The organism is Jannaschia pagri (genome assembly GCF_019655435.1).
GTDB lineage: Bacteria > Pseudomonadota > Alphaproteobacteria > Rhodobacterales > Rhodobacteraceae > Jannaschia > Jannaschia pagri.
The window spans coordinates 205,268-226,498 of record NZ_BPFH01000001.1 but is presented as its reverse complement, the minus strand read 5'-3'; the positions used below and the strand labels follow the sequence as shown (position 1 = coordinate 226,498).

At 62.6% G+C, this 21,231-nt stretch carries 22 protein-coding genes; 17 read left to right on the top strand and 5 right to left on the bottom strand.

The features are described 5' to 3' along the window. The first annotated feature begins 21 nt into the window (after positions 1–21). The 8 genes from crcB to K5R33_RS01025 all read left to right on the top strand — a co-directional run bounded on the left by crcB (position 22) and on the right by K5R33_RS01025 (position 7,652). Complete coding sequence (crcB, locus tag K5R33_RS01060; protein WP_220747117.1) at positions 22–387, top strand: fluoride efflux transporter CrcB; 366 nt, start codon at positions 22–24, stop codon at positions 385–387. Further along, positions 384–1,424 carry an RluA family pseudouridine synthase gene (locus tag K5R33_RS01055; protein WP_220747116.1) on the top strand — a complete coding sequence of 347 codons (1,041 nt, stop codon included), beginning with the start codon at positions 384–386 and terminating at the stop codon, positions 1,422–1,424. Before crcB ends, K5R33_RS01055 begins: the two co-directional genes overlap by 4 nt. Further along, the gene (locus K5R33_RS01050; RefSeq protein WP_220747115.1) at positions 1,417–2,082 is read left to right on the top strand and encodes an HAD-IA family hydrolase; all 666 of its coding nucleotides are present in this window, start codon (positions 1,417–1,419) and stop codon (positions 2,080–2,082) included. Before K5R33_RS01055 ends, K5R33_RS01050 begins: the two co-directional genes overlap by 8 nt. Beyond that, positions 2,079–2,795: an ATP12 family chaperone protein gene (locus tag K5R33_RS01045; protein ID WP_220747114.1), complete on the top strand. Its 717-nt coding sequence runs from the start codon at positions 2,079–2,081 to the stop codon at positions 2,793–2,795. Before K5R33_RS01050 ends, K5R33_RS01045 begins: the two co-directional genes overlap by 4 nt. A gap of 328 nt (positions 2,796–3,123) precedes the next feature. Beyond that, positions 3,124–4,161 (top strand): amino acid ABC transporter substrate-binding protein, encoded by a 1,038-nt coding sequence (locus tag K5R33_RS01040; RefSeq protein WP_220747113.1) that lies wholly within the window; start codon positions 3,124–3,126, stop codon positions 4,159–4,161. A 160-nt stretch (positions 4,162–4,321) separates the two neighbouring features. Continuing rightward, positions 4,322–5,551 carry an amino acid ABC transporter permease gene (locus K5R33_RS01035; protein WP_220747112.1) on the top strand — a complete coding sequence of 410 codons (1,230 nt, stop codon included), beginning with the start codon at positions 4,322–4,324 and terminating at the stop codon, positions 5,549–5,551. A gap of 3 nt (positions 5,552–5,554) precedes the next feature. Further along, a complete protein-coding gene (locus tag K5R33_RS01030; RefSeq protein WP_220747111.1) occupies positions 5,555–6,853 on the top strand; it encodes an amino acid ABC transporter permease in 1,299 nt (432 codons plus the stop codon). Positions 6,854–6,866: 13 nt separating this feature from the next. After that, on the top strand, positions 6,867–7,652 hold the full coding sequence (locus K5R33_RS01025; RefSeq protein ID WP_373314118.1) for an amino acid ABC transporter ATP-binding protein: 786 nt from the start codon (positions 6,867–6,869) through the stop codon (positions 7,650–7,652). A gap of 69 nt (positions 7,653–7,721) precedes the next feature. On the opposite strand, the gene K5R33_RS01020 is transcribed toward K5R33_RS01025, so the two are convergent. The 3 genes from K5R33_RS01020 to phaZ form a co-directional block, all read right to left on the bottom strand. Continuing rightward, positions 7,722–8,801 (bottom strand): PAS domain-containing sensor histidine kinase, encoded by a 1,080-nt coding sequence (locus K5R33_RS01020; RefSeq protein ID WP_220747110.1) that lies wholly within the window; start codon positions 8,799–8,801, stop codon positions 7,722–7,724. A 121-nt stretch (positions 8,802–8,922) separates the two neighbouring features. Then, entirely contained in the window at positions 8,923–9,507 is a 585-nt protein-coding gene (locus K5R33_RS01015; protein ID WP_220747109.1) for a DUF6151 family protein, read from the bottom strand. A gap of 3 nt (positions 9,508–9,510) precedes the next feature. Then, complete coding sequence (gene phaZ / locus K5R33_RS01010; RefSeq protein WP_220747108.1) at positions 9,511–10,785, bottom strand: polyhydroxyalkanoate depolymerase; 1,275 nt, start codon at positions 10,783–10,785, stop codon at positions 9,511–9,513. 131 nt (positions 10,786–10,916) lie between these two features. Here phaZ and K5R33_RS01005 point away from each other — a divergent pair, with 131 nt between their 5' ends. From K5R33_RS01005 to phaR, 3 genes are all read left to right on the top strand, one after another. Further along, on the top strand, positions 10,917–12,740 hold the full coding sequence (locus K5R33_RS01005) for a PHA/PHB synthase family protein (protein ID WP_220747107.1): 1,824 nt from the start codon (positions 10,917–10,919) through the stop codon (positions 12,738–12,740). A gap of 261 nt (positions 12,741–13,001) precedes the next feature. Then, positions 13,002–13,451, top strand: a complete 450-nt coding sequence (locus K5R33_RS01000; RefSeq protein ID WP_220747106.1) for a phasin family protein — start codon at positions 13,002–13,004, stop codon at positions 13,449–13,451. Between the two features lie 147 nt (positions 13,452–13,598). Beyond that, entirely contained in the window at positions 13,599–14,168 is a 570-nt protein-coding gene (phaR, locus tag K5R33_RS00995; protein ID WP_220747105.1) for a polyhydroxyalkanoate synthesis repressor PhaR, read from the top strand. Here the strand turns inward: phaR and K5R33_RS00990 are convergent. Then, positions 14,152–14,670 (bottom strand): GrpB family protein, encoded by a 519-nt coding sequence (locus tag K5R33_RS00990; protein ID WP_220747104.1) that lies wholly within the window; start codon positions 14,668–14,670, stop codon positions 14,152–14,154. The genes phaR and K5R33_RS00990 overlap by 17 nt on opposite strands. Further along, a complete protein-coding gene (locus K5R33_RS00985) occupies positions 14,667–15,902 on the bottom strand; it encodes a PPC domain-containing protein (RefSeq protein ID WP_220747103.1) in 1,236 nt (411 codons plus the stop codon). Before K5R33_RS00985 ends, K5R33_RS00990 begins: the two co-directional genes overlap by 4 nt. A 191-nt stretch (positions 15,903–16,093) precedes the next feature. Between K5R33_RS00985 and otnK the strand changes: the two genes are divergently transcribed. From otnK to K5R33_RS00955, 6 genes are read left to right on the top strand one after another with little or no spacing between them, the layout of a single operon-like run. Further along, positions 16,094–17,356, top strand: coding sequence for a 3-oxo-tetronate kinase (otnK, locus tag K5R33_RS00980; RefSeq protein WP_220747102.1), 1,263 nt, complete (start codon positions 16,094–16,096; stop codon positions 17,354–17,356). Between the two features lie 16 nt (positions 17,357–17,372). Further along, positions 17,373–18,002 carry a DUF4178 domain-containing protein gene (locus tag K5R33_RS00975; protein ID WP_220747101.1) on the top strand — a complete coding sequence of 210 codons (630 nt, stop codon included), beginning with the start codon at positions 17,373–17,375 and terminating at the stop codon, positions 18,000–18,002. Further along, positions 17,999–19,270 (top strand): DUF4178 domain-containing protein, encoded by a 1,272-nt coding sequence (locus K5R33_RS00970; protein WP_220747100.1) that lies wholly within the window; start codon positions 17,999–18,001, stop codon positions 19,268–19,270. The genes K5R33_RS00975 and K5R33_RS00970 overlap by 4 nt, the downstream gene beginning before the upstream one ends. A gap of 3 nt (positions 19,271–19,273) precedes the next feature. Further along, a complete protein-coding gene (locus tag K5R33_RS00965; protein WP_220747099.1) occupies positions 19,274–19,438 on the top strand; it encodes a hypothetical protein in 165 nt (54 codons plus the stop codon). A gap of 19 nt (positions 19,439–19,457) precedes the next feature. Then, complete coding sequence (locus K5R33_RS00960) at positions 19,458–19,682, top strand: DUF350 domain-containing protein (protein WP_220747098.1); 225 nt, start codon at positions 19,458–19,460, stop codon at positions 19,680–19,682. Between the two features lie 19 nt (positions 19,683–19,701). Continuing rightward, positions 19,702–21,213, top strand: coding sequence for a polyamine aminopropyltransferase (locus tag K5R33_RS00955; RefSeq protein ID WP_220747097.1), 1,512 nt, complete (start codon positions 19,702–19,704; stop codon positions 21,211–21,213). The last annotated feature ends 18 nt before the right edge of the window (positions 21,214–21,231 follow it).

The following is a 21,231-nucleotide window of genomic DNA, read 5'->3' as shown; positions in this document are numbered from 1 at the left end:
CCAAAGGGGACACGCGCGCCAATGACGACAAGCCTGATCTCCGTGGCTCTGGGCGGTGCGCTCGGGGCATCGCTGCGCTTCCTTTTGGGGGTCGCACTGGTGCGCGATGGGTTCCCCGTTGCGGTCTTGGCGGCCAATGTTTTGGGCTGCTTCGTGATGGGGCTTGTGGTGGTCACACTGGGACGGTCGGGCCTGGACCATTGGCAGCCGCTTTTGATGACGGGTTTGCTGGGCGGGTTCACGACCTTTTCGGCATTTTCGCTGGAAACGCTCACCCTTATGGAGCGGGGCGATCTGGCACAGGCGGCCATTTATGTGGTGCTGTCTGTTGGCGGCTCTCTCCTGGCGGTGGTCGTCGGAGTGTCTATCGCAAGGGGCGTTTTATGAGCGGCGTGCAAACGATCACCGTTGGGCCGGGCGAAGGTGAGCAGCGGCTGGACCGCTGGTTGCGGCGGCGGTTTCCCCAGGTGGCTCAAGGTCAAATTGAGAAGATGTGCCGCAAGGGGGACCTGCGCGTCGATGGTGGCCGTGTGAAGGCCAACACCCGCGTGGAAGAGGGGCAGAGCGTCCGCATTCCGCCCCTGCCCGATGGCCGCGCGCCCGCTGCACCGCGCCGGGACAAAGTGGCCAAGGCCGACGCCGAAATGATCCGTGCCTGCGTTCTCTACCGTGATGAGCATCTGATCGCGCTCAACAAGCCGCCAGGCTTGGCCAGCCAGGGCGGCAGTGGTCAGACCCGTCATGTGGACGGCATGGGCGACGCGCTGCGGTTTGACGCCGAGGAACAGCCGCGCTTGGTCCACCGCTTGGACCGGGACACCTCGGGCCTCATGTTGATGGCGCGCAACCGGTTGACGGCTGCAAAGCTGTCGGAGGCGTTCCAAAGCCGTGAGACACGGAAGATCTATTGGGCGGCCGTGGCGGGCGTGCCTTATCCGCGCAAGGCCACGATCAAGTTCGGCTTGGTCAAAGCGGGCGGCGGCGGCGATGGCGGTGAAAAGATGCGCGCCGTCCATCCGAGCGAGGTCGGTGAGGTCAAAGGGGCCAAGAACGCGACCAGCGACTATGCGGTTCTCGAAAGCCTGGGCTCACGTGCATCTTGGGTCGCGCTGGTGCCGATCACGGGGCGTACCCATCAGTTGCGGGCCCATATGGCCGAAGTTGGCCATCCCATCGTGGGCGATGGCAAATACGGCGGCTCTGGCCAGGAAAACCTCGGCGATGGCTGGGGCGCCCAACTGGGGGGTGAGATCAGCCGCAAGCTGCACCTGCACGCCCGGTCCCTGATGCTGACCCATCCTATCACGGGCGCGCGTCTTCACCTAACTGCGCCTTTGCCGTCCCATATGCAGGCCACATGGGATATGATGGGGTGGAACGCCGCCGACGTGCCCGTTGACCCATTCGAGGATGAGGATGTCTGACTTTCTTGCCCTGTTCGATGTGGATGGAACCCTTGTGGACAGCCAAGGGATCATTGTCGCGACCATGGCGCGCGCGTTTGAAAAGTCGGACCTGCCGCCTCCGGATCCCCATCGAGTGCGCCGCCTGATCGGGCTGTCACTGCCCCGAATGATTGCTGACCTGGCCGAGGGCCAATCGGCGGAGACCATCGGACGGATCATGGCCGACTACCGCCTGGGCTTTGCCAGCGCCCTGGAGGAGCAGGGGCAGCGCCCCGCGCTGTTCCCCGGTGTGCAGGAGGGTCTGGACGCTTTGACGGCGCGTGGTGTCGTGCTGGGGGTCGCAACTGGGAAATCCAAACGCGGTCTGGATCGTTTGATCCACGAGCAAGGGTGGGAGGACCGCTTCGCCACCTTGCAATGCGCCGATTTCCACCCCTCCAAGCCTCACCCGTCCATGGTGCGCACGGCCCTGGCGGAGACCGACATCGACCCGAGCCGCACGGTGATGATCGGCGATTCGGTTTTCGACATCGACATGGGGCTGGCCGGGGGCGTGGTGCCCTTGGGCGTCAGTTGGGGCTACGGCGCGCCCGAGGACCTGACCGCGGCGGGGGCGGCCAAAGTCGCCACGACATTCGAGCAATTGGTGCAGATCATCCTGGAGCGGGCGGCATGACGGAATGGAAGGCGCGGCGCTTTTGGACGGCTGCAAATGTGGTCGCCGAGGACACGGGCGGCTATGCGGTGCGGCTGGATGACAAACCCGTCCTCAGTCCGCTGAAGACCCGTTTGGTGACGCCAACCCAAGCCCTGGCGGATGGGGTGGCTGCCGAATGGGACGCTCAGGTCGAAGTTATTGACCCTACGTCGATGCCCTTGACCCGCGCCGTGAACGCAACTCTGGACAAAGTCATTCCCCAGCGTGCGGCTGTGGTGGCAAACTTGGCGGAGTATGGTGGCTCCGACCTGCTGTGCTATCGGGCCGATGGGCCGGAAGCGCTGGTCGCGCAGCAGAACGAGGCCTGGGACCCGATGCTCGCCTGGCTGGACCGGACCCATGGCGTTCGTCTGGTGTCGACGTGCGGCGTCATACCCGTGGACCAGTGCTCCGACGGCCTGGCCCTGCTCCACGCGGTGGTGGACGAGTATTCGGCCTGGGAATTAACGGCGTTCAGCGAGTTCGTGACCTTGTCCGGTAGCCTCGTGCTGGCGATTGCCGTCATGGACGGCGCCGTGCCCCGAGACGTTGCCTGGGCCAAATCCCGTGTCGATGAGATGTGGCAGACCAGCCAATGGGGCGAGGACGAGGAAGAAGCCGCCCTGGTCGCCATGAAGAAGGCGTCTTTCCTGCAGGCCGGAACCTATCTCGACCTCGTGCGCGGCGGCTGACAGCGCCGCGCCGACCGGCTTGTTCGGCGGCCGATTTCACCACCAAAGGCTTGCAGCCGCGACCTTTTGTGCATGACCTTGCGTCACTCTCGTTAAGCTAATTTCCCCTTTCGCCGTCGGAACGAGCATGTTTTGCGAATGCTTGCCCCCGAACTGGGCGAATGCCCGGTTTTCTGGCATCTCCCCTTGACGTTCCCAAAGTCCTCTGGCCTCTTTCGAAGCCAGTGAGGGGGGTGAACATCCTCACGTAAAACCAAGGCGCCCTGTCACTGGCGGGGCGGCACCCGGCGGTCAGCGTGCCGTCGGATCATCAGGAAGAGGTTAACTCATGAACAAATCCGTATTCCTCGGCGCAGTGGCTGCCGCGAGCGTTGGTGCCACCGGCATCGCGTTTGCAGACGGCCATTCCGGGAGCACCCTGGCCACGGTTCAGGAGCGTGGATCGCTGAACTGCGGTGTGACGACGGGCGTGCCGGGCTTTGCCGAGCCGGACTCGGACGGTGTGTGGCAGGGCTTTGACGTTGCCGTCTGCCGTGCCGTCGCTGCGGGCGTGCTGGGCGACCCCACTGCCGTGACCTTCGTGCCCACGACCGGCAAGACGCGCTTCACGGCGCTGGCCTCGGGCGAAATCGACATGCTGGCCCGGAACACCACCTGGACCTTCTCGCGCGACACCGACCTCAAGTTCGATTTCGTCGGCGTGAACTACTACGACGGTCAGGGCTTCATGGTGCCCGCCGATCTAGGCGTGTCTTCGGCCACGGAACTCGATGGCGCCACCGTCTGCATCCAGACCGGCACCACGACCGAGCTGAACCTGGCGGACTTCTTCCGCGTCAACGGCATGTCCTATGAGCCCGTGCCGATCGAGACCGGCGCCGAAGCCGTTCAGCAGTACCTGGCCGGTGCCTGTGACGTCTACACCACCGACCGCTCGGCCCTGGCTGCACAGCGCGCTGGTTTCGAAGATCCCGATGGATCGGTCATCCTCCCAGAGGTCGTCTCCAAAGAGCCGCTGGGCCCGCTGGTGCGCCACGGCGACAGCGAGTGGGGCGACATCGTCCGCTGGACGCTCAACGCTCTGATCACCGCCGAAGAACTGGGCGTGACCAAGGGCAACGTCGAAGAAATGGCCGCAGCGCCAGGCGACAACCCGGAGATCAACCGTCTGCTGGGTACCGAAGGTGAACTGGGCGCCATGATCGGCTTGGAAGCCGACTGGGCCAAGAACGCCATCGCTGCCGTGGGCAACTACGGTGAAGTGTTCGACACCAACATCGGCGAATCCACAGCTATTGGATTGGCCCGCGGGCTGAACGCCCAATACACCGACGGCGGCCTGATCTACTCGCCACCGTTCCGGTAAGATCAACGGGGGAGGGCGCGGACTGGACGGTTCGCGCCCTTCTCACTTTTACACATAAGTTGCCAGCGGGGCAGGAGAGGGGGTCCATAAGACCCTCGGGGACAGACGGTCGATCAACGCCGCAACGTCCAGGGAACCCGCCGGGACACGGGGAAAACATATGACGACGATGACCGATCCACCGCAGGTGGAAGGCTTCCGTATCGGACAGCTCATTAATGACACCCGATACCGGTCCTACACCTTCCAGTTCATTGCCCTGGTCTGCTTGATCCTGGGCTTTAGCTGGTTGGCCTACAACGCGTCCCAGAACGACCAGCTTCAGTCGAATGGGTTCAGCTACGAGTTTCTGTACAACCCGGCTGGCTATGACATTAACCAGCAACCGATCCCCTACACGTCCCAGGACACACACCTGCGCGCGACAATCATCGGCGCGATCAATACGATCATCGTGGCCTTCTTGGCTTGTGTGACGGCGACGATCTTCGGTGTGATCGCGGGCGTCCTGCGCCTTTCCAACAACTGGATCATCTCCAAGTTGATGTCCGTCTACGTGGAGATGTTCCGGAACATTCCCGTTCTTATCTGGATCATCATTATCTTTACTGTGGCGGCGAATACCTTCCCGCCGATCTCAGAATTTCGCCTGCCTCGGGATGGATCTGACCCGGAACGGGGCCTGCTGTTCGGCATGTTCGCCGCGACGAACCAGGGCGTGTTTGTTCCGCGCCTCGTGTTCGCCGACCTCGGATGGATCGTCGCTGCGACCTTCCTGGCGTCCATCGCGGGCGTCTTTGGGTGGAAAGCCCACGCCAAGCGCAAGCTCTATGGTGAGGGCAAAGAGGTTCCGGTTCTTGGGCCGTCGCTCGCCATCCTGTTGGTGCCGACCATCGTCGTGTACTTCATCCTCGGGATGCCTGTTTCCCTGGAAAACCCCGAAATGGGGCGCTTCCGCTTCGAGGGCGGTTTCCTCCTGCGTCCGTCCCTGATTGCGCTGTGGTTCGCTCTGTCGATCTATACCGGGGCCTTCATCGCGGAAAACGTGCGGGCCGGTATCTTGGCGATTTCCAAAGGACAGTCCGAGGCCGCTGCGGCCCTTGGCCTGCGTCCAGGCCGGATCATGTCGCTGGTCGTGCTGCCCCAGGCGTTGCGGGTCATCATCCCGCCGCTGATCTCTCAGTATCTGAACATCACCAAAAACACGTCGCTGGCGATTGCCGTTGGGTACATGGACCTGACGGGCACCCTGGGCGGGATCACCTTGAATCAGACGGGGCGGGCGCTGGAATGCATCCTGCTGCTGATGCTGTTCTACCTAACGTTCAGCCTGGCGATTTCGGCAATCATGAACGTCTACAACAACTCCGTTAAGCTGAAGGAGCGGTAAGCCATGAGCGACACACATGCCCAATCCGTCGCCTTCGTGCGCAAGACGGAGATCCCGGCCTCGCCGCCGCCCATGGCCGAAACCGGAGCACTGAAGTGGGTTCGTGAGAACCTGTTTTCGGGCCCGTTCAACACCATCATGACGCTGTTGGGCCTGCTGGTGATCTTCTACCTGCTGTCGGGTCTGATCCCTTGGATCGTGAACGGGACCTGGGAAGGCAGCAACATCCAGGAATGCCGCGCGATCCTGCAAGGGAACGGAGGTGGCTGTTTTGCCGTCATCGCAGACCGCTGGCCGCAGTTGCTGTTCGGGTTCCAATACCCCGACTACCTGCGCTGGCGCCCGACGCTTGCCTTCCTGCTGCTGTTCGCGGCGGTGCCTCCGGCGTTGTTCGTCATGTATCTGCCGCGCTGGACGTTGATCGCGACGGCGGTCTATCCCTTCGTCGCCTACTGGTTGATCTGGGGTGGCACGGTGCTGTCGCCGGTTCTGACGGCGGCGTCGTTGCTGGCAGGCTATCTGGTGTTCCAAAAGGTTGAGCGTCGGGGTTTTGTCCTTGGGTTGGCCGCTGGGATCGCAACGGCCTTCGTGGCGCTTACGATCTCGGGGTTCATTACATCGGCTGCCTCGGGCGTGCTTGCTCTGGAGCTGGTAGAAAGCCGCGCCATGGGGGGCTTCATGCTCAACATGATCCTGGGGACCGTCTGTGTGTCCTTGTCGATCCCCCTGGGCATTCTGCTCGCCCTTGGTCGGCAGTCCAAGCTACCGATCGTCAAAGGCTTCTGTGTGGTCTTTATCGAGTTCGTACGGGGGGTACCTCTGATCACGCTCCTGTTCGTGGCAAACGTGGTCCTGGCTTACTTCCTGCCGCCCAACGCGAACTTCGACCTGATCATCCGGGTGATCATCATGATCACGATGTTCTCGGCAGCCTATATCGCTGAGGTCATTCGGGGCGGTCTCGCCGCGTTGCCGAAAGGTCAATACGAAGCAGCGGACAGCTTGGGTCTCGACTATCCCCAGGCCATGCGGCTGATCATCCTGCCCCAGGCTTTGAAGATCTCCATCCCTGGGATCGTGAACGTGGCCGTTGGCCTGTTCAAGGACACCACGCTGGTATCGATCATCTCGATGTTCGACCTGGTGGGCATGATCCGCGGTCCCATCCTGTCGTCCACCCAATGGGTCGGCGTCTACTGGGAGCTGTGGGCTGCGGCCTGCGTCCTGTTCTTCATCGTCTGCTACGGCATTTCGCAATATTCCCAGTGGCTGGAACGTCAGCTGCGAACGGACCACCGTTAAAGGAGATCAGACCATGGCAATGGCTGACACCAACCCCGCCCAATCGCAGATGAAGGTCTCTGACGAGGTCGCCATCACCATCACCGGCATGAACAAGTGGTACGGCCAGTTCCACGTTCTGCGCGACATCGACCTGACCGTGCAGCGGGGGGAGCGGATCGTCATCTGCGGCCCCTCCGGGTCCGGAAAGTCGACCCTGATCCGGTGCATCAACGCCCTGGAGGAGCATCAGCAGGGCAGCATCGTCGTGGACGGCGTGCCGCTGTCTTCGGACCTGAAGAACATCGACAAGATCCGGTCCGAGGTCGGGATGTGCTTTCAGCACTTCAACCTGTTCCCCCATCTGACGATCCTGGAAAACTGCACGCTGGCGCCGATCTGGGTGCGCAAGACCCCCAAGAAGGAAGCCGAAGAAACGGCGATGTACTTCCTGGAAAAGGTGAAGATCCCGGATCAGGCGAACAAGTACCCCGGCCAGCTTTCGGGTGGTCAGCAGCAGCGGGTCGCCATCGCGCGCTCGCTCTGCATGAAGCCTCGGATCATGCTGTTTGACGAACCGACGTCGGCACTCGATCCTGAGATGATCAAGGAAGTGTTGGATACGATGATCCAGCTCGCTGAAGAGGGGATGACCATGCTCTGCGTGACCCACGAGATGGGCTTTGCCCGTCAGGTGGCGAACCGCGTGATCTTCATGGATGCGGGTCAGATCGTGGAACAGAACGCGCCTGAGCCGTTCTTCACCAACCCACAGAACGACCGGACGAAGCTGTTCCTGAGCCAGATCCTCGGTCACTGAGCCACAACGATTGCCTAGCGAACGCCCCGGCCCTTGGTCGGGGCGTTTGTCGTTTCGAAACCCGTTTGGCTACTCCATCACCTCACCCGCGTGACGGGGCAGGGTGAGGGTGAAGACGGTCGACGCGGGATCGGATCGGACCGTGAGCGTGCCAAAATGCGCATCTGCAATCTGCTTGCAGATGAAGAGCCCCAGTCCCAAGCCACCGTCGCGCGCGTCCTGTTTGACCCGTTGGAACGGCTCGAACAGCAGCGGCACCATATCCGCGGGAACCTCCTGGCCGCGGTTCTCAATTTCAAGGACGACGGTGTTGTCTTGGTCATAGAGACGCAGGTTGATAGGTTCATCGGCCGCGCCGTAGACGACTGCGTTGTCCAAGATCTTGGTCACAAGCTGCGCGATGCGCGCCGGATCACACAGCGTTGGGTCGGTGTTTGTGTAACTCTCTTCAATCGTCGCGAAGGAGGTCTCGAAGCGGAAGGCCGCAACGGCCTCGGCGACCGCCTCCGCCAGTTTGGTATCCGGCTCGAACCGCATGGCGGCCTTGTCGCTGCCGAGGCTGAACCGCGCAAAGTCCTGAACGTCATCCACGATGCGCCCCATGCTTTCGGCTGAGCGCAGGGCCTGGGTCAATACGTGGGTCGTCGCATCGTCCTTGTGACGACGCCCGAGGATCCGAAGGGCTGATATGACGGCCGCCAGGGGGTTGCGCAGATCGTGGCCCAGGACCGACATGAACTGTTCGCGCAGCTTCAGCTGCTGCGAGTGAGACGCAACGGCGGCCTCATTGCTTTTGGCGACGGTGATGTCCCGGGCATTGCAGAAGTAGACATCCCCCTCGGGCACGCCGTTCCACGACAACCACCGATAGCTGCCATCGATGTGGCGGTACCGATTCTCAAACTGCAGGATCGGCTCACCTGTTTGGAGCGTGAGAAACGCCTGCTCCGTCCGGGCGACGTCGTCGGGGTGGATGAAGTCAAAAAACTGCCGGCTTTCGATATCCTTAGGCTCGCGCCCGAGGACCGTGAACCATGCCGGATTGGTGTGTTTGAACACACCTTCGGAGGTGATGATCCCCAATAGGTCCGGGCTGACCCGCCAGGTCAGGCTGTCGGTGTCGATGTTAAGGGAAGTGTCTTGGGACATCATCTCGACTTTTTATTAGAGGGCGCGCCTTCACGATAAGCGCCCGGACGAATCCTTGCCAGAGGGAGCTAAACAAACTGGTAACGACAGCAGGCGCAGGCCCCGGTCTATCCCAAGGGCGTTACGCGCCTTTCCGCACTCCCATCAGGGCGGCAGCCCGCTCTTCCCGAGTCAGAACCTGGGGCGGCAGGGCCGGTGCGCCGCTGTCGTCGAAAAACGGGGTATCTCGCCACTCGCCGTTCAGGTTCTTGGCGGCCATCCGCGTAACCATCCGTGTGACCATCCGTCCGACGCCCTTGTGCCGCGTCTTGCCGTCGGCAGTCGGGATATAGGCTTCGCTCATCGGAGGGGTGAGGGCGTCGGGTGTGTCCAGCCGGTCCGTGTTCACGCCCACATGCACGGCTCGGGCCTTGAGCGGCGTATAAAAAAGCGGCGTGTCACAACAACTGGCGTACCATCGTAGGGCCCCGCGGCCCGACAGGCGGAACACCTGGAGCGCTTCGCCCCCTTCGGTAATCTTGATCCGATCCTGCGTGGTCTGGAGGATGCCAACCTTCTCCGGGTCCGCAAGGCCCAGGTGCGTGTAGGCCGACCGACAGTCGGCGCAATGGCAGAGGATGTTCGTATACGCAGCGGGGGAGACGTCAGTGATCTCCCCCCGCAGAGACCCGCAGCGGCAGGCAAACGCCAGGGTTTCCCCCGACATGCCTTACACCGCTTGCAGCTTCGTCCGTCTGGCGGGACGATCCGGCTTGCCGGAGTTGGCGTCGATGAAGTCCAGCACCAGCGGGCGGATGTTCCGGCGCCAAGATCCCCCGGCAAAGATGCCGTAGTGCCCGGCGTTCGGCTCCAGGTAGCTGGCCTTTTTCTCATCCGGCAGCCCGGTCAACAGGTCCAGCGCGGCGACGCATTGGCCCGGGGCGGAGATGTCGTCCTTGCCGCCTTCGACGGTTTTGACGGCAACATTGGTGATCTTGCCGATGTCGACGGTCTTCCCGCCGACGGAGAAGCGATTCTGCGCGACTTCCAGACCCTTAAAGATCCGCTCGACGGTCGACAGATAGAACTCTGCGGGCATGTCCATGACGGCCAGGTATTCGTCATAGAACTTGTTGTGCTTGTCGTGGTCGGCCGCCGTGCCGTTGGCCACGGCCAGAATTTGGTTCCACATGGCGGTGGCATGTGTCTCGGCGTTCATCGACATGAAGGACGACAGCTGCAGCAAACCCGGATAGACCATCCGACCGGCGCCTTGGTACTTGAAGCCCACGCGTTGGATCATGGATTGTTCGAGCTGCCCCATGGTCACGCGGCGCCCGAAGTCGGTCACATCGGTGGCGGCCGCGTCCGGGTCGATGGGTCCACCGATCAGGGTGAGCGTTGCCGGTTGGGCCTCCGGGTGTTCTTCGGCCAGAAGGGCAGTGGCCGCCAGGGTCAGGGGCGCCGGTTGGCAAACGGCGATGACGTTGGTGTCGGGGCCCAGCTCCTTCATGAATTCCACGAGGTAGAGGGTGTAATCCTCCACATCGAACTTGCCTGCGCTGACGGGAATGTCGCGCGCGTTGTGCCAATCGGTCACGAAGACATCTGCATCAGGCAACAGGGATACGACTGTGCTGCGCAGCAGCGTGGCGTAGTGCCCAGACATGGGCGCGACCAGCATGATCCGGCGCTGCATCGGCGCGCGCCCCTGTACGGTGAACCGGATCAAATCGCCGAAGGGACGTTCCACCACGGTTTCCACATCCACCTGATGGTCGCGACCGTCCTCGCCCGGAATGGGCGGGATGTTCCAATCGGGCTTTACGATCATGCGTTGGAACGTACGCTCCGTCACCTCGCCCCAAGCGGCCAACATCCGAAATCCAGGGGAGGATGCCAGCGCGAAGGCGGGGTAGGACGCCATCGTGCGCGCCGTCGCACCAAGCCATGCATTGGTGTTGCGAGCCGTTTCCATCATGTCGTACGCAGCCATGAAACGCATTGGTGTCCGTCCTTCCAACGTAGAGCGGACATTTTTGCAAAACCGCCGCTTCGTTTGTATTTTGCCGACGATAGTGGTCCTATTGTGGCGATTTGCTTAGCACTTGCAGCATTTCTGGGGAATATCAAGAAATGAAGACCGACAACTGCGACCAAGGTACCGTGTCAACCGAGGGTGGCGAAGCGCTGTCCAAGCTGCATGACAACCTCGCGCGCATGGATGAACTGACCAAGCGGCTCGTGGCGGCCTTGGGCACAAAACGCAGCGCGGACCATGGTTTGCAGGGACCGGGGCCGGAACTCTACGCGAAAGCGATGGCGGCTTACTGGGCCGAGATGGCTGTCAACCCCGGAAAGCTGATCGAAAAGCAAATCGGCTATTGGGGTCAGGCGCTCAAACACGCGGTCGAAGCGCAGACGGCGCTGACCTCGGGCAAACCGATTCCCCCCGAAGACGTCCAACCGAAGGATCGTCGCTTCGCCAGCCCGCTCTGGACGGAGCATCCCTACTACAATTTCCTCAAGCAGCAGTACCAGATCAGCGCCCAGGCCATCCGTGACACCGTGGTCGACCTGGAGGGGTTGGATGCGCGTGACAAAAAGCGGGTAGAGTTTTTCAGTCAGCAGATCGTCGATCTGTTTTCGCCGACCAACTTCCTCGCCACCAACCCCGAGGCCATGGCCCGCGCCGTGGAGACGGAGGGCGAAAGCCTGGTGCGTGGCTTAGAAAACCTGGTGCGTGATATCGAGGCGAACCACGGCGATTGGTTGGTCACCCTGTCCGACCCGGATGCCTTTGAAGTCGGGCGCAACATCGGCACCTCCGAAGGCAGCGTGGTGTTCCGCAACCGGATGTTCGAGCTGATCCAATATGCGCCAACCACCGAAAAGGTCCGGTCCACCCCGGTGATCCTCTTCCCCCCGTGGATCAACAAATTCTACATCCTGGACCTCAAGCCGCAGAACTCGCTCATCAAGTGGATTGTGGATCAGGGATACACGCTGTTCGTGGTCAGCTGGGTCAACCCGGACGCGACCTACCGCGATGTTTCCATGACCGACTATGTGGAAAACGGTTATCTCACTGCCATCGACGTGGTGAAGGAGGTCACCAAGCAGAAGCAGGTCAATGCCATCGGCTATTGCATCGCGGGCACGACGCTGTCGCTGACGCTGGCCCTGATGGCGCGGCGGGGCGACACCTCGGTGAAATCTGCGACCTTCTTCACGACCCTGGCCGATTTTGAGGACCCGGGCGAAATGGGCGTGTTCCTGGACGATGATTTCGTCGATGGGATCGAGCGGGAGGCCGCGAATAAGGGCTACCTGGACAAGTTCTTTATGGGCCGGACGTTCAGTTATCTGCGCTCGCGTGATCTGGTCTATGGCCCTGCGATCAAGAGCTACATGTTGGGCGAGGCGCCGCCCGCCTTCGACCTGCTCTATTGGAACGGCGACGGCACGAATCTGCCCGGTCCGATGGTGACGGAATACCTCCGCAAGCTGTGCATCGGGAATGAACTCGCCAGTGATGGCTTTGACTTGATGGGCGAGACGGGCCTGACCCTGGCCGGCCTGAAAACGCCCCTCTGCGCCATCGCCTGTGAGACGGATCACATCGCCCATTGGAAAGGGGCCTGGCAGTCGGTCAAAAAGATGGGGTCCAAAGACAAAACCTTCATCCTGTCCGAGAGCGGCCACATCGCGGGCATCGTGAATCCCCCGTCAAAGGGGAAGTATGGGCACTACGTGAATGATCAGAAGGCCGACTCGCCCGATGACTGGATGCAGGCGGCGACCTTCCATGAGGGGTCCTGGTGGGGGCGCTGGGAGGAATGGCTGCGCAAACGGTCTGGGCGGTTGATCAACGCGCGCACACCCGGTGGGCCAAACCACCCTGCCTTGGCGCCAGCGCCCGGCACCTACGTGAAATCGAAAGATCACGAGATCGCGTAGCAGGACGTGGATCAGTGAGACGCAATGTCAGAGTTGACTTTGCGTCAGGTGTGTCTAGTAAAGATGACAGATGCTCTCAGGGATGCGCACACTGTGCGCGTCATACATGCGCTTTTTTCGCGAAGGCATCTTCTCAAAAATCCCGATGCTGCGATGCAGAAAAACCTTGATTTGCTGCGATGCAGCATTTAGGTCTATTTGCAGATGCAGCGAGGCTCCGATCGGCGGATGCGCTCGAAGCCTCACAAAGGGATTTAAGAGATGACCAAGCAAGCTGACTTCACCAAGTACATGACCGACATGATGGGTTCCTTCCCTGTCGACACCACGGCAATGACCGAAGCGTTCAAGACCCAGGCCGCCTTCGCCGAGAAGATGTCCAAGGTCGCCCTGGACGCCGCCGAGCAGTCCGCTGAAATCAGCCACAAGTGGACCCGTGAGACCCTGTCGAAGATGGCTCCGGTCGCCACCGTTAAGGACGAGCCCGCCGACTACGCTAAGTCGATGACCGACTTCGCCTCGGCCTCCGCCGAAGTTGCCGCCGAAAACATGGCCGCCTTCGCCGAGATCGCCAAGAAGGTCCAGATGGACACGGTCGAGATCATGATGGCCGCCGGTAAGGAAGCCCAGGAAGACGCGACCGCCGCTGTCAAAAAGGCGACCGCCGAAGCCACCACGGCCACCAAGAAAGCCGCTGCGACCGCCAAGTAAGGTCCGAGAGGATCGGTCCTCCGCAGAGCGCGGAGGACTGGCGCAGGTTCAGGGCAGGTCGCTATTTTCAGCGACCTGCCCTTTTCGTTTGCGCATTGCTGCGTGTGCGGTAGGCTTCTCTGCACCGCCAAACGAGAAGGCCCCGCAATGACGGACGATACGAAGCCGCTGCTCATCAAACGATATGCAAGTCGCCGGTTGTATAACACGGAAACCAGTGACTACGTCACGCTGGAAGACATCGCCGGCTTCATCCGCGCCGGGCGAGAGGTGCAGATTGTCGACCTGAAGTCAGGTGATGATCTGACCCGCTCCTACCTGCTGCAAATCATCGCGGAGCACGAATCGAAGGGCGAATCCGTTTTGCCCCTAGCGGTGCTCACGGATCTCGTCCGTTCCTACACGGGCGCGGCGCAATCGGTGGTGCCTGACTTCCTTGCCTCCAGCTTTGAGATGCTCCGATCCGGGCAGTCCAAAATGATGGAGAATATGACGGCCATTAACCCAATGGCGCAGATGCCCGGCGTCAAGGCCATGCAAGAACAGCAGGCAGCCTTCTTCAAGGCCATGACCGGCGGATGGGCCGGTGCACCCGGCAGCACCCTTCCGGAGGAGCCGAACGCACCGGAGGATGCCGATACCTCCAAGGAGGAGTTGGACGCCATCCGCAAGCAGTTGGCCGAGATGCAGGCGATGTTGTCTAAGATGAATAAGTAGGGTCCCGCAGGGCGCGCAAAATGAAGTCCGTCTTGGCGTCGGCATAATCTGCGCGCGCTGTTCCACGCTGGATGATCCGCTCCTTTTCTGCAGCATAGGCTGCGCGTAGGCCCGCATTGCGACGCAGCCGGTCGCGGAACGCCAACTGGTCTGCAAGGTCCGGCGCTCCGAGATCATAGACGTGCAGGTTGTGGGTCCGCAGACCATCCCGCATTCGAACGAACAATCGTCCGCTCCGGGGTCCTCGGTCTTCCCAACCGGTCCCCGTCAACACGTCTGCGAGGTCGTCGTGCTGTGCCAGCGGAAGCGCCGTCGCGAGGTCTAGGATGGGCTTTGCCGCCAACCCTGGCACCGCAGTGCTACCGATATGGTGCAGTACGGTGCCGCTGGGCAGATGCGCGGCTAGTTCGGTGCGGCAGGTATCGAAGGCGATGGCCCACTGGACGGAATACGGGCGCAGCGCCAGTGTGCCGGGGCGGAGCCCTAGGTCATCGCCGCTCACTGGGCGGGAACGTAGCGTTCCAACAAAAGCCGGACCGGAGCTTGCCCTTGCTCGCTGACCAGACGGACCGCCACCATGTAGCTGCCGGGCAGCAATCGGGTCGCGACGAAGCTGTCCAAGCCGACGGGACCATCGTCGTTTTCCGCTAGTCGCCGACCCAAACGATCAAAGAGGACGATTGCCGGATCCGCATCGTTGGTCCCGATCGCCTCCGCCACCAGGAGCCCACCTTCGGGCATCTCAAAGCGCAGCCATTGTGCCGCCGCGGTCGCCATCACGTCGCTGACGACGCTTGACTGGAGCGTGCCCAGATCCGTGATTGCCACATCATCGGTGGAGGTCGGCGCGAACTCGGCGGCATCCAGACGGCGCTTGCGGTCCGCGACTGGATCGAAGCTCACCAGGCCGACCGTGATATCGTGGGTCGATCCGTTCAGATCCTCGACTTCGACGCAGAAGTCGCCTGCGGGCAGCGGAGCGGTCATATCGATCCGGCTGTTCAACCCGTCAAAGTCGTCGTTCTCCGCAAGCTGGGTTCCATTCTCATCCAGCAACCGGATCAGAGGATCGCCCGTGACGCTGTCGGCGGTGATCGTTACCGGAGACGGGGCTGCCAGCGAAAAGGCCCATCCGGGGGCTGCGTCGACGTTGGCAGTGCCGCTGACGCCGCCGTCCAGCTGATCGGGTGTCAGGGCTCTGCCCAGATACGCTACCTCGGGTGAGCCGCAGGCACCGCCGCCGCCTTCGGGCGTCTCGGTTTGATCGGCACTGTCGGGGACGCCTGTCAGCAAGGGGGCCTGCGCCTGTGTTCCGATGCGGACGGCGACGTCCGTGACACCGCTTTCGTAACTTCGGGCGGCCAAGCAGTAGGTTCCGGCCGCCAAAGACATCTCGACCTTGCTGGCGAAGTTGCCGCCGGAATCGTCATCGGCGGCAACCTCCGTGCCTTCGGCGTCATAGAGTGCGAAGTAGGGATCGCCCGCCGGTCGGGCCGCCACCTCAACTCGGATACCCGCGTCCTCGGACAGCGTGAACATCCGCACGAGGTGCCCCGCGATGGGCACCTGACCGTCCGCATCGAAGGCCTCGGTTGCGGTGACGAGGTCCGATGCCTCCGGCGTGCCGCCGACCCATTCACCCACCAGACTTATGCCGCCGCAAATCGGGGCTTGTGCCAGAGCCGGGGCCGCAGACAGCGTCGCCAAGGCCGTGGCGGTCAAAAAGTACTTCATGGACGTTGTCTCCGTCGGGTGCCTGTTGATCGGAGGGTAGGCGGCGCAGAATGATCCAGCAACCCGAACCGACAGGACGCCATCGCGCGTCCTTCCTGCATCACCTCCCGGGAAAACGGCGGCTCACTTAACGAGACACTTCCCAACGGCCACGACCTGCAGGCACGGTTAATGCCTTAGGGGAGGAGATTATGGCCGCGGCTTTCTTCGGTGCGATTGCCGATGATTTCACGGGCGCGAGCGATCTGGCCGCGATGCTGTCGCGGGCGGGCGTTCCCGTCACGTTACGCATCGGTGTGCCTGTTGGGGATGAGGAGGCTTCTGCCTTCGAGGTCATCGCCCTCAAAATCCGAACGGCCCCAGTGGAAGATGCGGTGCATGAGGCCCGTGCAGCGCTCCGCTGGTTGCGCGATCAGGGGGCGAGGCGTGTCTTTTGGAAATACTGCTCGACCTTTGATTCCACGACGCGCGGCAATATTGGTCCCGTGGCCGATGCGCTGATGTCGGACCTGCGAACAGACGTCACGATCCATTGTCCTGCCTTCCCGGAAAACGGGCGCCGCGTGTTCATGGGCCGTTTGTTTGTTGGTGACCTGCCCCTCGATGAATCGCCCATGAAGGATCACCCTTTGACGCCCATGCGCGATGCCAGCGTGCCGCGCTTGTTGCGCCCACAGGTGAAGCGGGATGTTGGGCTCGTGGCCTTCCCGACGGTGCGGGCAGGGGTGGATGCGGTGTCCGCCACGCTCTCGGACGCCCGGGGGCACATGGTTGTCGATTCGGTGGAGGACACAGACCTCTCGACCCTGGCCCAGGCGGCACAGGACATGGCCCTGATCTGCGGCGGCTCTGCCATTGCGGAGCGCTTGCCAAAGATCTGGCGCGCCGGAGGTGCTTTGCCCCACACAGCGGCGGAGCCGATGCCGCCCGTGCGGGGTGGAAGGATCGTGCTGTCGGGGTCCTGTTCGGCGATGACACGGGCGCAAGTCGGGTCCTACCTGCGGCAGGCCAACGGCTACCGGCTGGACCCCCAGGAACTGTCGAAAGGTGGTTTGGCCGATGCGCGGGCCTGGCTGGTCGCGCAGCCCGCCGAGGCCCATAAGATCATCTTCGCAACCGCCGAACCCAAAGCCGTTCAAGCCGCGCAGGACGCGCTCGGCGTGGCGCGTGCAGGGGCCTTGGTCGAGGATGCGCTGGCCCAACTGGCCCGAGACGCCATCGATCGCGGCATCGGCCAGATCGTTGTCGCAGGTGGTGAGACCAGCGGTGCCGTGACCCGCGCCTTGCAGGTGGATCGCCTGCGGGTCGGTCCGGAGATCGCCCCAGGGGTTCCCTGGTGCTTTGCCGGGGACGGTGTGGCCATTGCGCTGAAGTCGGGGAACTTCGGAACCGAAACTTTCTTTGCCGAAGCTTTTGAAATGCTCGAACCAGGGGGTTCCGTCGCGGCGCGGTAAGGGTATCCTGGCGCGCGTGACACAAGGTAATCCCGCCTCCTCCTGCCCCAATTGCGGGGCCGCCTTGCCAGAGATGCTGGCCCACGCCCGTATGGTGAACTGCGAGTTCTGTGGCTCCTCTGTGGTGTTGGAGGATGCGGTCCTTCGCAAGGCGGGCGAGGCGGGCGAGATGTTGGAGGCGCCGGAGTTGATCGGAATTGGCGTCCCCGTAGAGTTGGGCAGCCATGGGGCATTCGTCGCGTCCGGGCACGTGCGCTACGACTATGGGCGCGGTCACTGGGATGAATACCACGGGACGCTGGGAACCACGGGGGGCCTCGCGTGGGTCTCCGTCGACGAAGGTGACGTTGTTCTGCAACGGGAGGTTCCGCCAAGCCGTATGCCCCAAGGCGGGCGGGAGGTGTTTCGCCTGGGCGCGGAGGTCTCCTCTAACGGCGTGTTCTATGCCTGTTCCGAGGTGAGCAATGCCAAGGCCATCGCCTTTCGCGGCCAACTGCCCGAGCCGGTTGCCATCGGCGATACCCATTTGTTTGCCAACTTTTCTGGACCGCGTGGAGCGTTCCTCTCTGGCGAAATCTGGGATGGGGGCATTGCCTGGTTTGCCGGGCATTGGATCGACCCCTTTGATGTGCGGCGGGTCCTATGACCGGCACGATCAGCGCCATCAACTGCACCAATTGCGGTGCCGGGCTTGAGGTTCTGGGCGGGGGCAGGGTGGTCACCCAGGTCTGCGGCTATTGCGGAGCGCGGTTGGATGCGACAGACGCTTACGCCGTCCTGTCGGTTCATGCGGGGCTGAAGCGGCCGGAGACGCCGTTCAAACTCGGCATGACAGGTCAGATCGATGGCGTGACCTTTACCATCATCGGCATCCTGGGCTTGCAAGAGGCTTGGGACGGTGGCGTGGCCCATTGGGTCGACCACATCCTGTATTCACCGACCCATGGCTATGCTTGGCTGACATTGGAAGACGGTCATATCCTGTTGACGCGCAAGATACGGGATTGGCCCGACGGCTCCTTCGTCACGGACCGTGACGTCGCCCGCGCCGAGACGCGCCCCAGTCGGTTCTGGCGCGGAGAGACCTACGTCTATTACGCCACCACGAATTGGAAGGTCGACTTCGTCGAGGGCGAGTTCACCTGGCGCCCCGAGGTCGGACATCGCGGGACCTCGATCTCGCTCATGCCCGAGGGGCGGTTCAGCGACCACATGATTGCTTATGCCCACTCGGAGGAGCGGGAGATCGAAACCACCCGCTACTTTCCAGAGGCTGCGGCGGCCTTTGGGGTAGAGCTGCCTCGTCCTTCCAAGGTCCATGCCCTCCAACCCTATGAGCCTGCGCCGGGCAAACGGTTCTATGCCAGCTGGTTTGGTGTTCTGACCGTGATCTCCGTGCTGCTGGCCATCATCGTGATGGAGGGCGGCGGGCGCGAGGTTCTGTTCCAAGGCACACCGGATCAACTGCCACCCAGCTTGACCATTCCGATCGCGGTTGTGGATCGTCCCGTTGGTTTGCAATTCTACCAGGATCTCAGTCAGGCTTGGGCGGAATACGAGATGACCATCGTGGATCCCACGGGGCAAGTCTTGGCCGAGACGGGGCGGGCGATCAGCTATTACTCCGGCGGGTCGGGCGACGATGCCTGGAGCGAGGGCAGCCGCTACGAAAGCCTCGTATTCCAGCCGACGGTCTCGGGCGATTACCGCCTCGATGTGGCCCTGGCCGAGGCCTCGCCCCGCGCCCAGCCGGCGCCCCTGCGCTTGACCTTGCAGGAGGGACAGGGCGCGTCGATCTGGACCTGGGGCGCGGCGGCTTTGTTCGGGATGGCCACGCTCTGGACGCTGTCATCTAGCTGGCGGCATCGCATGCTGCGCTGGAATGGCAGCGATTGGGTCGAAGAGGACGACTGACGGATGGGCACGCGCATCATAGTCATGGCTATCTCGCTTCTGATCCTTGGGGGGGCGGGCTATGCCTCCTGGTATGGGATCGGAGCGGTCAGTTCTGACACGGGTGTCGGCTCGGTCCGCACAGGCTCCGGCGGCGGCGTTGGCGTGGCCCGCGTGCGGGTGAAGTAGAAACTTGGAAGGGGGCGGCATGGCTGCGTTCGAGAACATCATCTTTGCCGAAGTGGTCGGCACGATCTTTTACTCCTTTTTCGGCCTCTTCCTGATGCTGGCGTGTTGGTGGTTGATTGAACTGCTGACGCCCTTCAGCCTTCGGAAAGAGCTGGAGGAGGACCAGAACATGGCCATCGCCATTGTCATGGGCGCCATGTTTCTTGCCCTTGCGATCATCATCGCGGCCGTGATCCGCACCTGACCGCCGGACGATCTGTGCGATGACTTTGGCCCCGGCCCGCGCGACCGAAGTCTGGCTGTTGGCGACCACCCTTGTGGTGGCCGTTGCGGGCCTGATCTATGAGCTGATTGCGGCGACGGTCTCCAGCTACCTGCTGGGGGACTCGGTCCGGCAGTTTAGCTTTGTGATCGGGATCTTCCTGTCGGCCATGGGTGTGGGCGCCTGGGTGTCCCGGTTCGTGACAGACCCTGTCGCCGGTTTCGTGCGAGCGCAGATTGGTTTGGGCCTGATTGGTGGCTGCGCGGCGCTGGTGACCTTTTACGCCTATGCCACGGTCGGCAGCGTGGCCTTGCCGTTATATGGGGCGCTGATCGCGGTCGGCGTTCTGTCGGGGATGGAGATCCCGCTCCTGGCCCGCATCCTGAAGGACATCGGCGCGGGTCAGTTTCGGTTCGAAAACGTCCTGTCAGTGGATTACCTGGGCGCGCTTGTGGCCTCGCTGGCGTTCCCGGTGCTGATCGTGCCGCACCTGTCCCTCGTGGCGGCGGGACTGGTGTTCGGCCTGCTCAACTTGGCTGTGGCGGGGGGGACGCTGTGGCTGTTCCGCCACCGCTTGGGACGGGCGACGTGGGGCGGTTGGGGCCTGTCCACGGCCCTGGTGCTGGGCGCGCTGGCGTGGTCGGGGCCCATCGCCGGGGCCCTGGACGCGCGCCTTTATGAGGATGAGATCGTCCTGAACACACGCTCGACCTATCAACAGATCACCGTGACGCGGTTCCAGGGCCGCACGCGGCTGTTTCTGGATGGGGCCGTGCAGTTCGATACGGGCGACGAACACCGATACCACGAACCGCTGGTTCATCCGGCGATGGCCCAGGCGCCCCGCCGGGCAAGGGTGCTTGTCATGGGAGGGGGCGATGGCATGGCCGTGCGCGAGGTGCTGCGCTGGCCAGACGTGGAGGCCGTCACCTTGGTCGATCTGGATCCGGACGTGACGCGCCTGTTTCGGGACCGGGACGATCTGGCTGGATTGAATGGCTTCGCTTTGCGAGACCCACGGGTGGAAGTGGTCAATGCCGACGCCTTCACATGGGTCCGGGATACGGAGAGCGCCTATGACGTCGCGATCTTGGACCTGCCTGACCCGAAAAACCTCTCGCTGTCGCGTCTTTATACGGCGGAGTTCTACCGCCTCTTGGCGGCGCGTCTGTCGGCACAGGGAATCGTGGTGACCCAGGCGGGGTCCCCCATGTTCGCGGCGGATGCCTTTTGGATCGTGGCGGAGACCCTGGGGCAGGAATGGTCGGTGACCGCTTACCAGTCATATGTGCCCAGCTTTGGTCTCTGGGGGTTCGCCATGGCACGTCCCACCGGAATGGTCCCGCGTCAGGCGCCTTACCCGAGTGACCTTCGCCACCTGACCCCGCAGGTCTGGGCCGCGTCCCAAGTGTTCGATCCCGACACGGGGCCGCGCCCGGTGCCGGTCAACACGCTGTCCACCCATCCGCTGCCGCGGGCGTATGAGGCGGGTTGGAACGCTTGGTTCCGGTAGCTCGCCGCCTGTCCCGGC

Coding starts and splice junctions, on each gene's coding strand:
- K5R33_RS01050 (WP_220747115.1), top strand. CDS start 1,417: ATGTCTGACTTTCTTGCCCTGTTCGATGTGGATGGAACCCTTGTGGAC.
- K5R33_RS00965 (WP_220747099.1), top strand. CDS start 19,274: ATGGGCACGCGCATCATAGTCATGGCTATCTCGCTTCTGATCCTTGGG.
- K5R33_RS01040 (WP_220747113.1), top strand. CDS start 3,124: ATGAACAAATCCGTATTCCTCGGCGCAGTGGCTGCCGCGAGCGTTGGT.
- K5R33_RS00985 (WP_220747103.1), bottom strand. CDS start 15,902: ATGAAGTACTTTTTGACCGCCACGGCCTTGGCGACGCTGTCTGCGGCC.
- K5R33_RS00960 (WP_220747098.1), top strand. CDS start 19,458: ATGGCTGCGTTCGAGAACATCATCTTTGCCGAAGTGGTCGGCACGATC.
- phaZ (WP_220747108.1), bottom strand. CDS start 10,785: ATGCGTTTCATGGCTGCGTACGACATGATGGAAACGGCTCGCAACACC.
- K5R33_RS01045 (WP_220747114.1), top strand. CDS start 2,079: ATGACGGAATGGAAGGCGCGGCGCTTTTGGACGGCTGCAAATGTGGTC.
- K5R33_RS01000 (WP_220747106.1), top strand. CDS start 13,002: ATGACCAAGCAAGCTGACTTCACCAAGTACATGACCGACATGATGGGT.
- K5R33_RS01020 (WP_220747110.1), bottom strand. CDS start 8,801: ATGTCCCAAGACACTTCCCTTAACATCGACACCGACAGCCTGACCTGG.
- K5R33_RS01025 (WP_373314118.1), top strand. CDS start 6,867: ATGGCAATGGCTGACACCAACCCCGCCCAATCGCAGATGAAGGTCTCT.
- K5R33_RS01030 (WP_220747111.1), top strand. CDS start 5,555: ATGAGCGACACACATGCCCAATCCGTCGCCTTCGTGCGCAAGACGGAG.
- K5R33_RS00955 (WP_220747097.1), top strand. CDS start 19,702: ATGACTTTGGCCCCGGCCCGCGCGACCGAAGTCTGGCTGTTGGCGACC.
- K5R33_RS00970 (WP_220747100.1), top strand. CDS start 17,999: ATGACCGGCACGATCAGCGCCATCAACTGCACCAATTGCGGTGCCGGG.
- K5R33_RS01015 (WP_220747109.1), bottom strand. CDS start 9,507: ATGTCGGGGGAAACCCTGGCGTTTGCCTGCCGCTGCGGGTCTCTGCGG.
- crcB (WP_220747117.1), top strand. CDS start 22: ATGACGACAAGCCTGATCTCCGTGGCTCTGGGCGGTGCGCTCGGGGCA.
- K5R33_RS01035 (WP_220747112.1), top strand. CDS start 4,322: ATGACGACGATGACCGATCCACCGCAGGTGGAAGGCTTCCGTATCGGA.
- K5R33_RS01005 (WP_220747107.1), top strand. CDS start 10,917: ATGAAGACCGACAACTGCGACCAAGGTACCGTGTCAACCGAGGGTGGC.
- K5R33_RS01055 (WP_220747116.1), top strand. CDS start 384: ATGAGCGGCGTGCAAACGATCACCGTTGGGCCGGGCGAAGGTGAGCAG.
- otnK (WP_220747102.1), top strand. CDS start 16,094: ATGGCCGCGGCTTTCTTCGGTGCGATTGCCGATGATTTCACGGGCGCG.
- phaR (WP_220747105.1), top strand. CDS start 13,599: ATGACGGACGATACGAAGCCGCTGCTCATCAAACGATATGCAAGTCGC.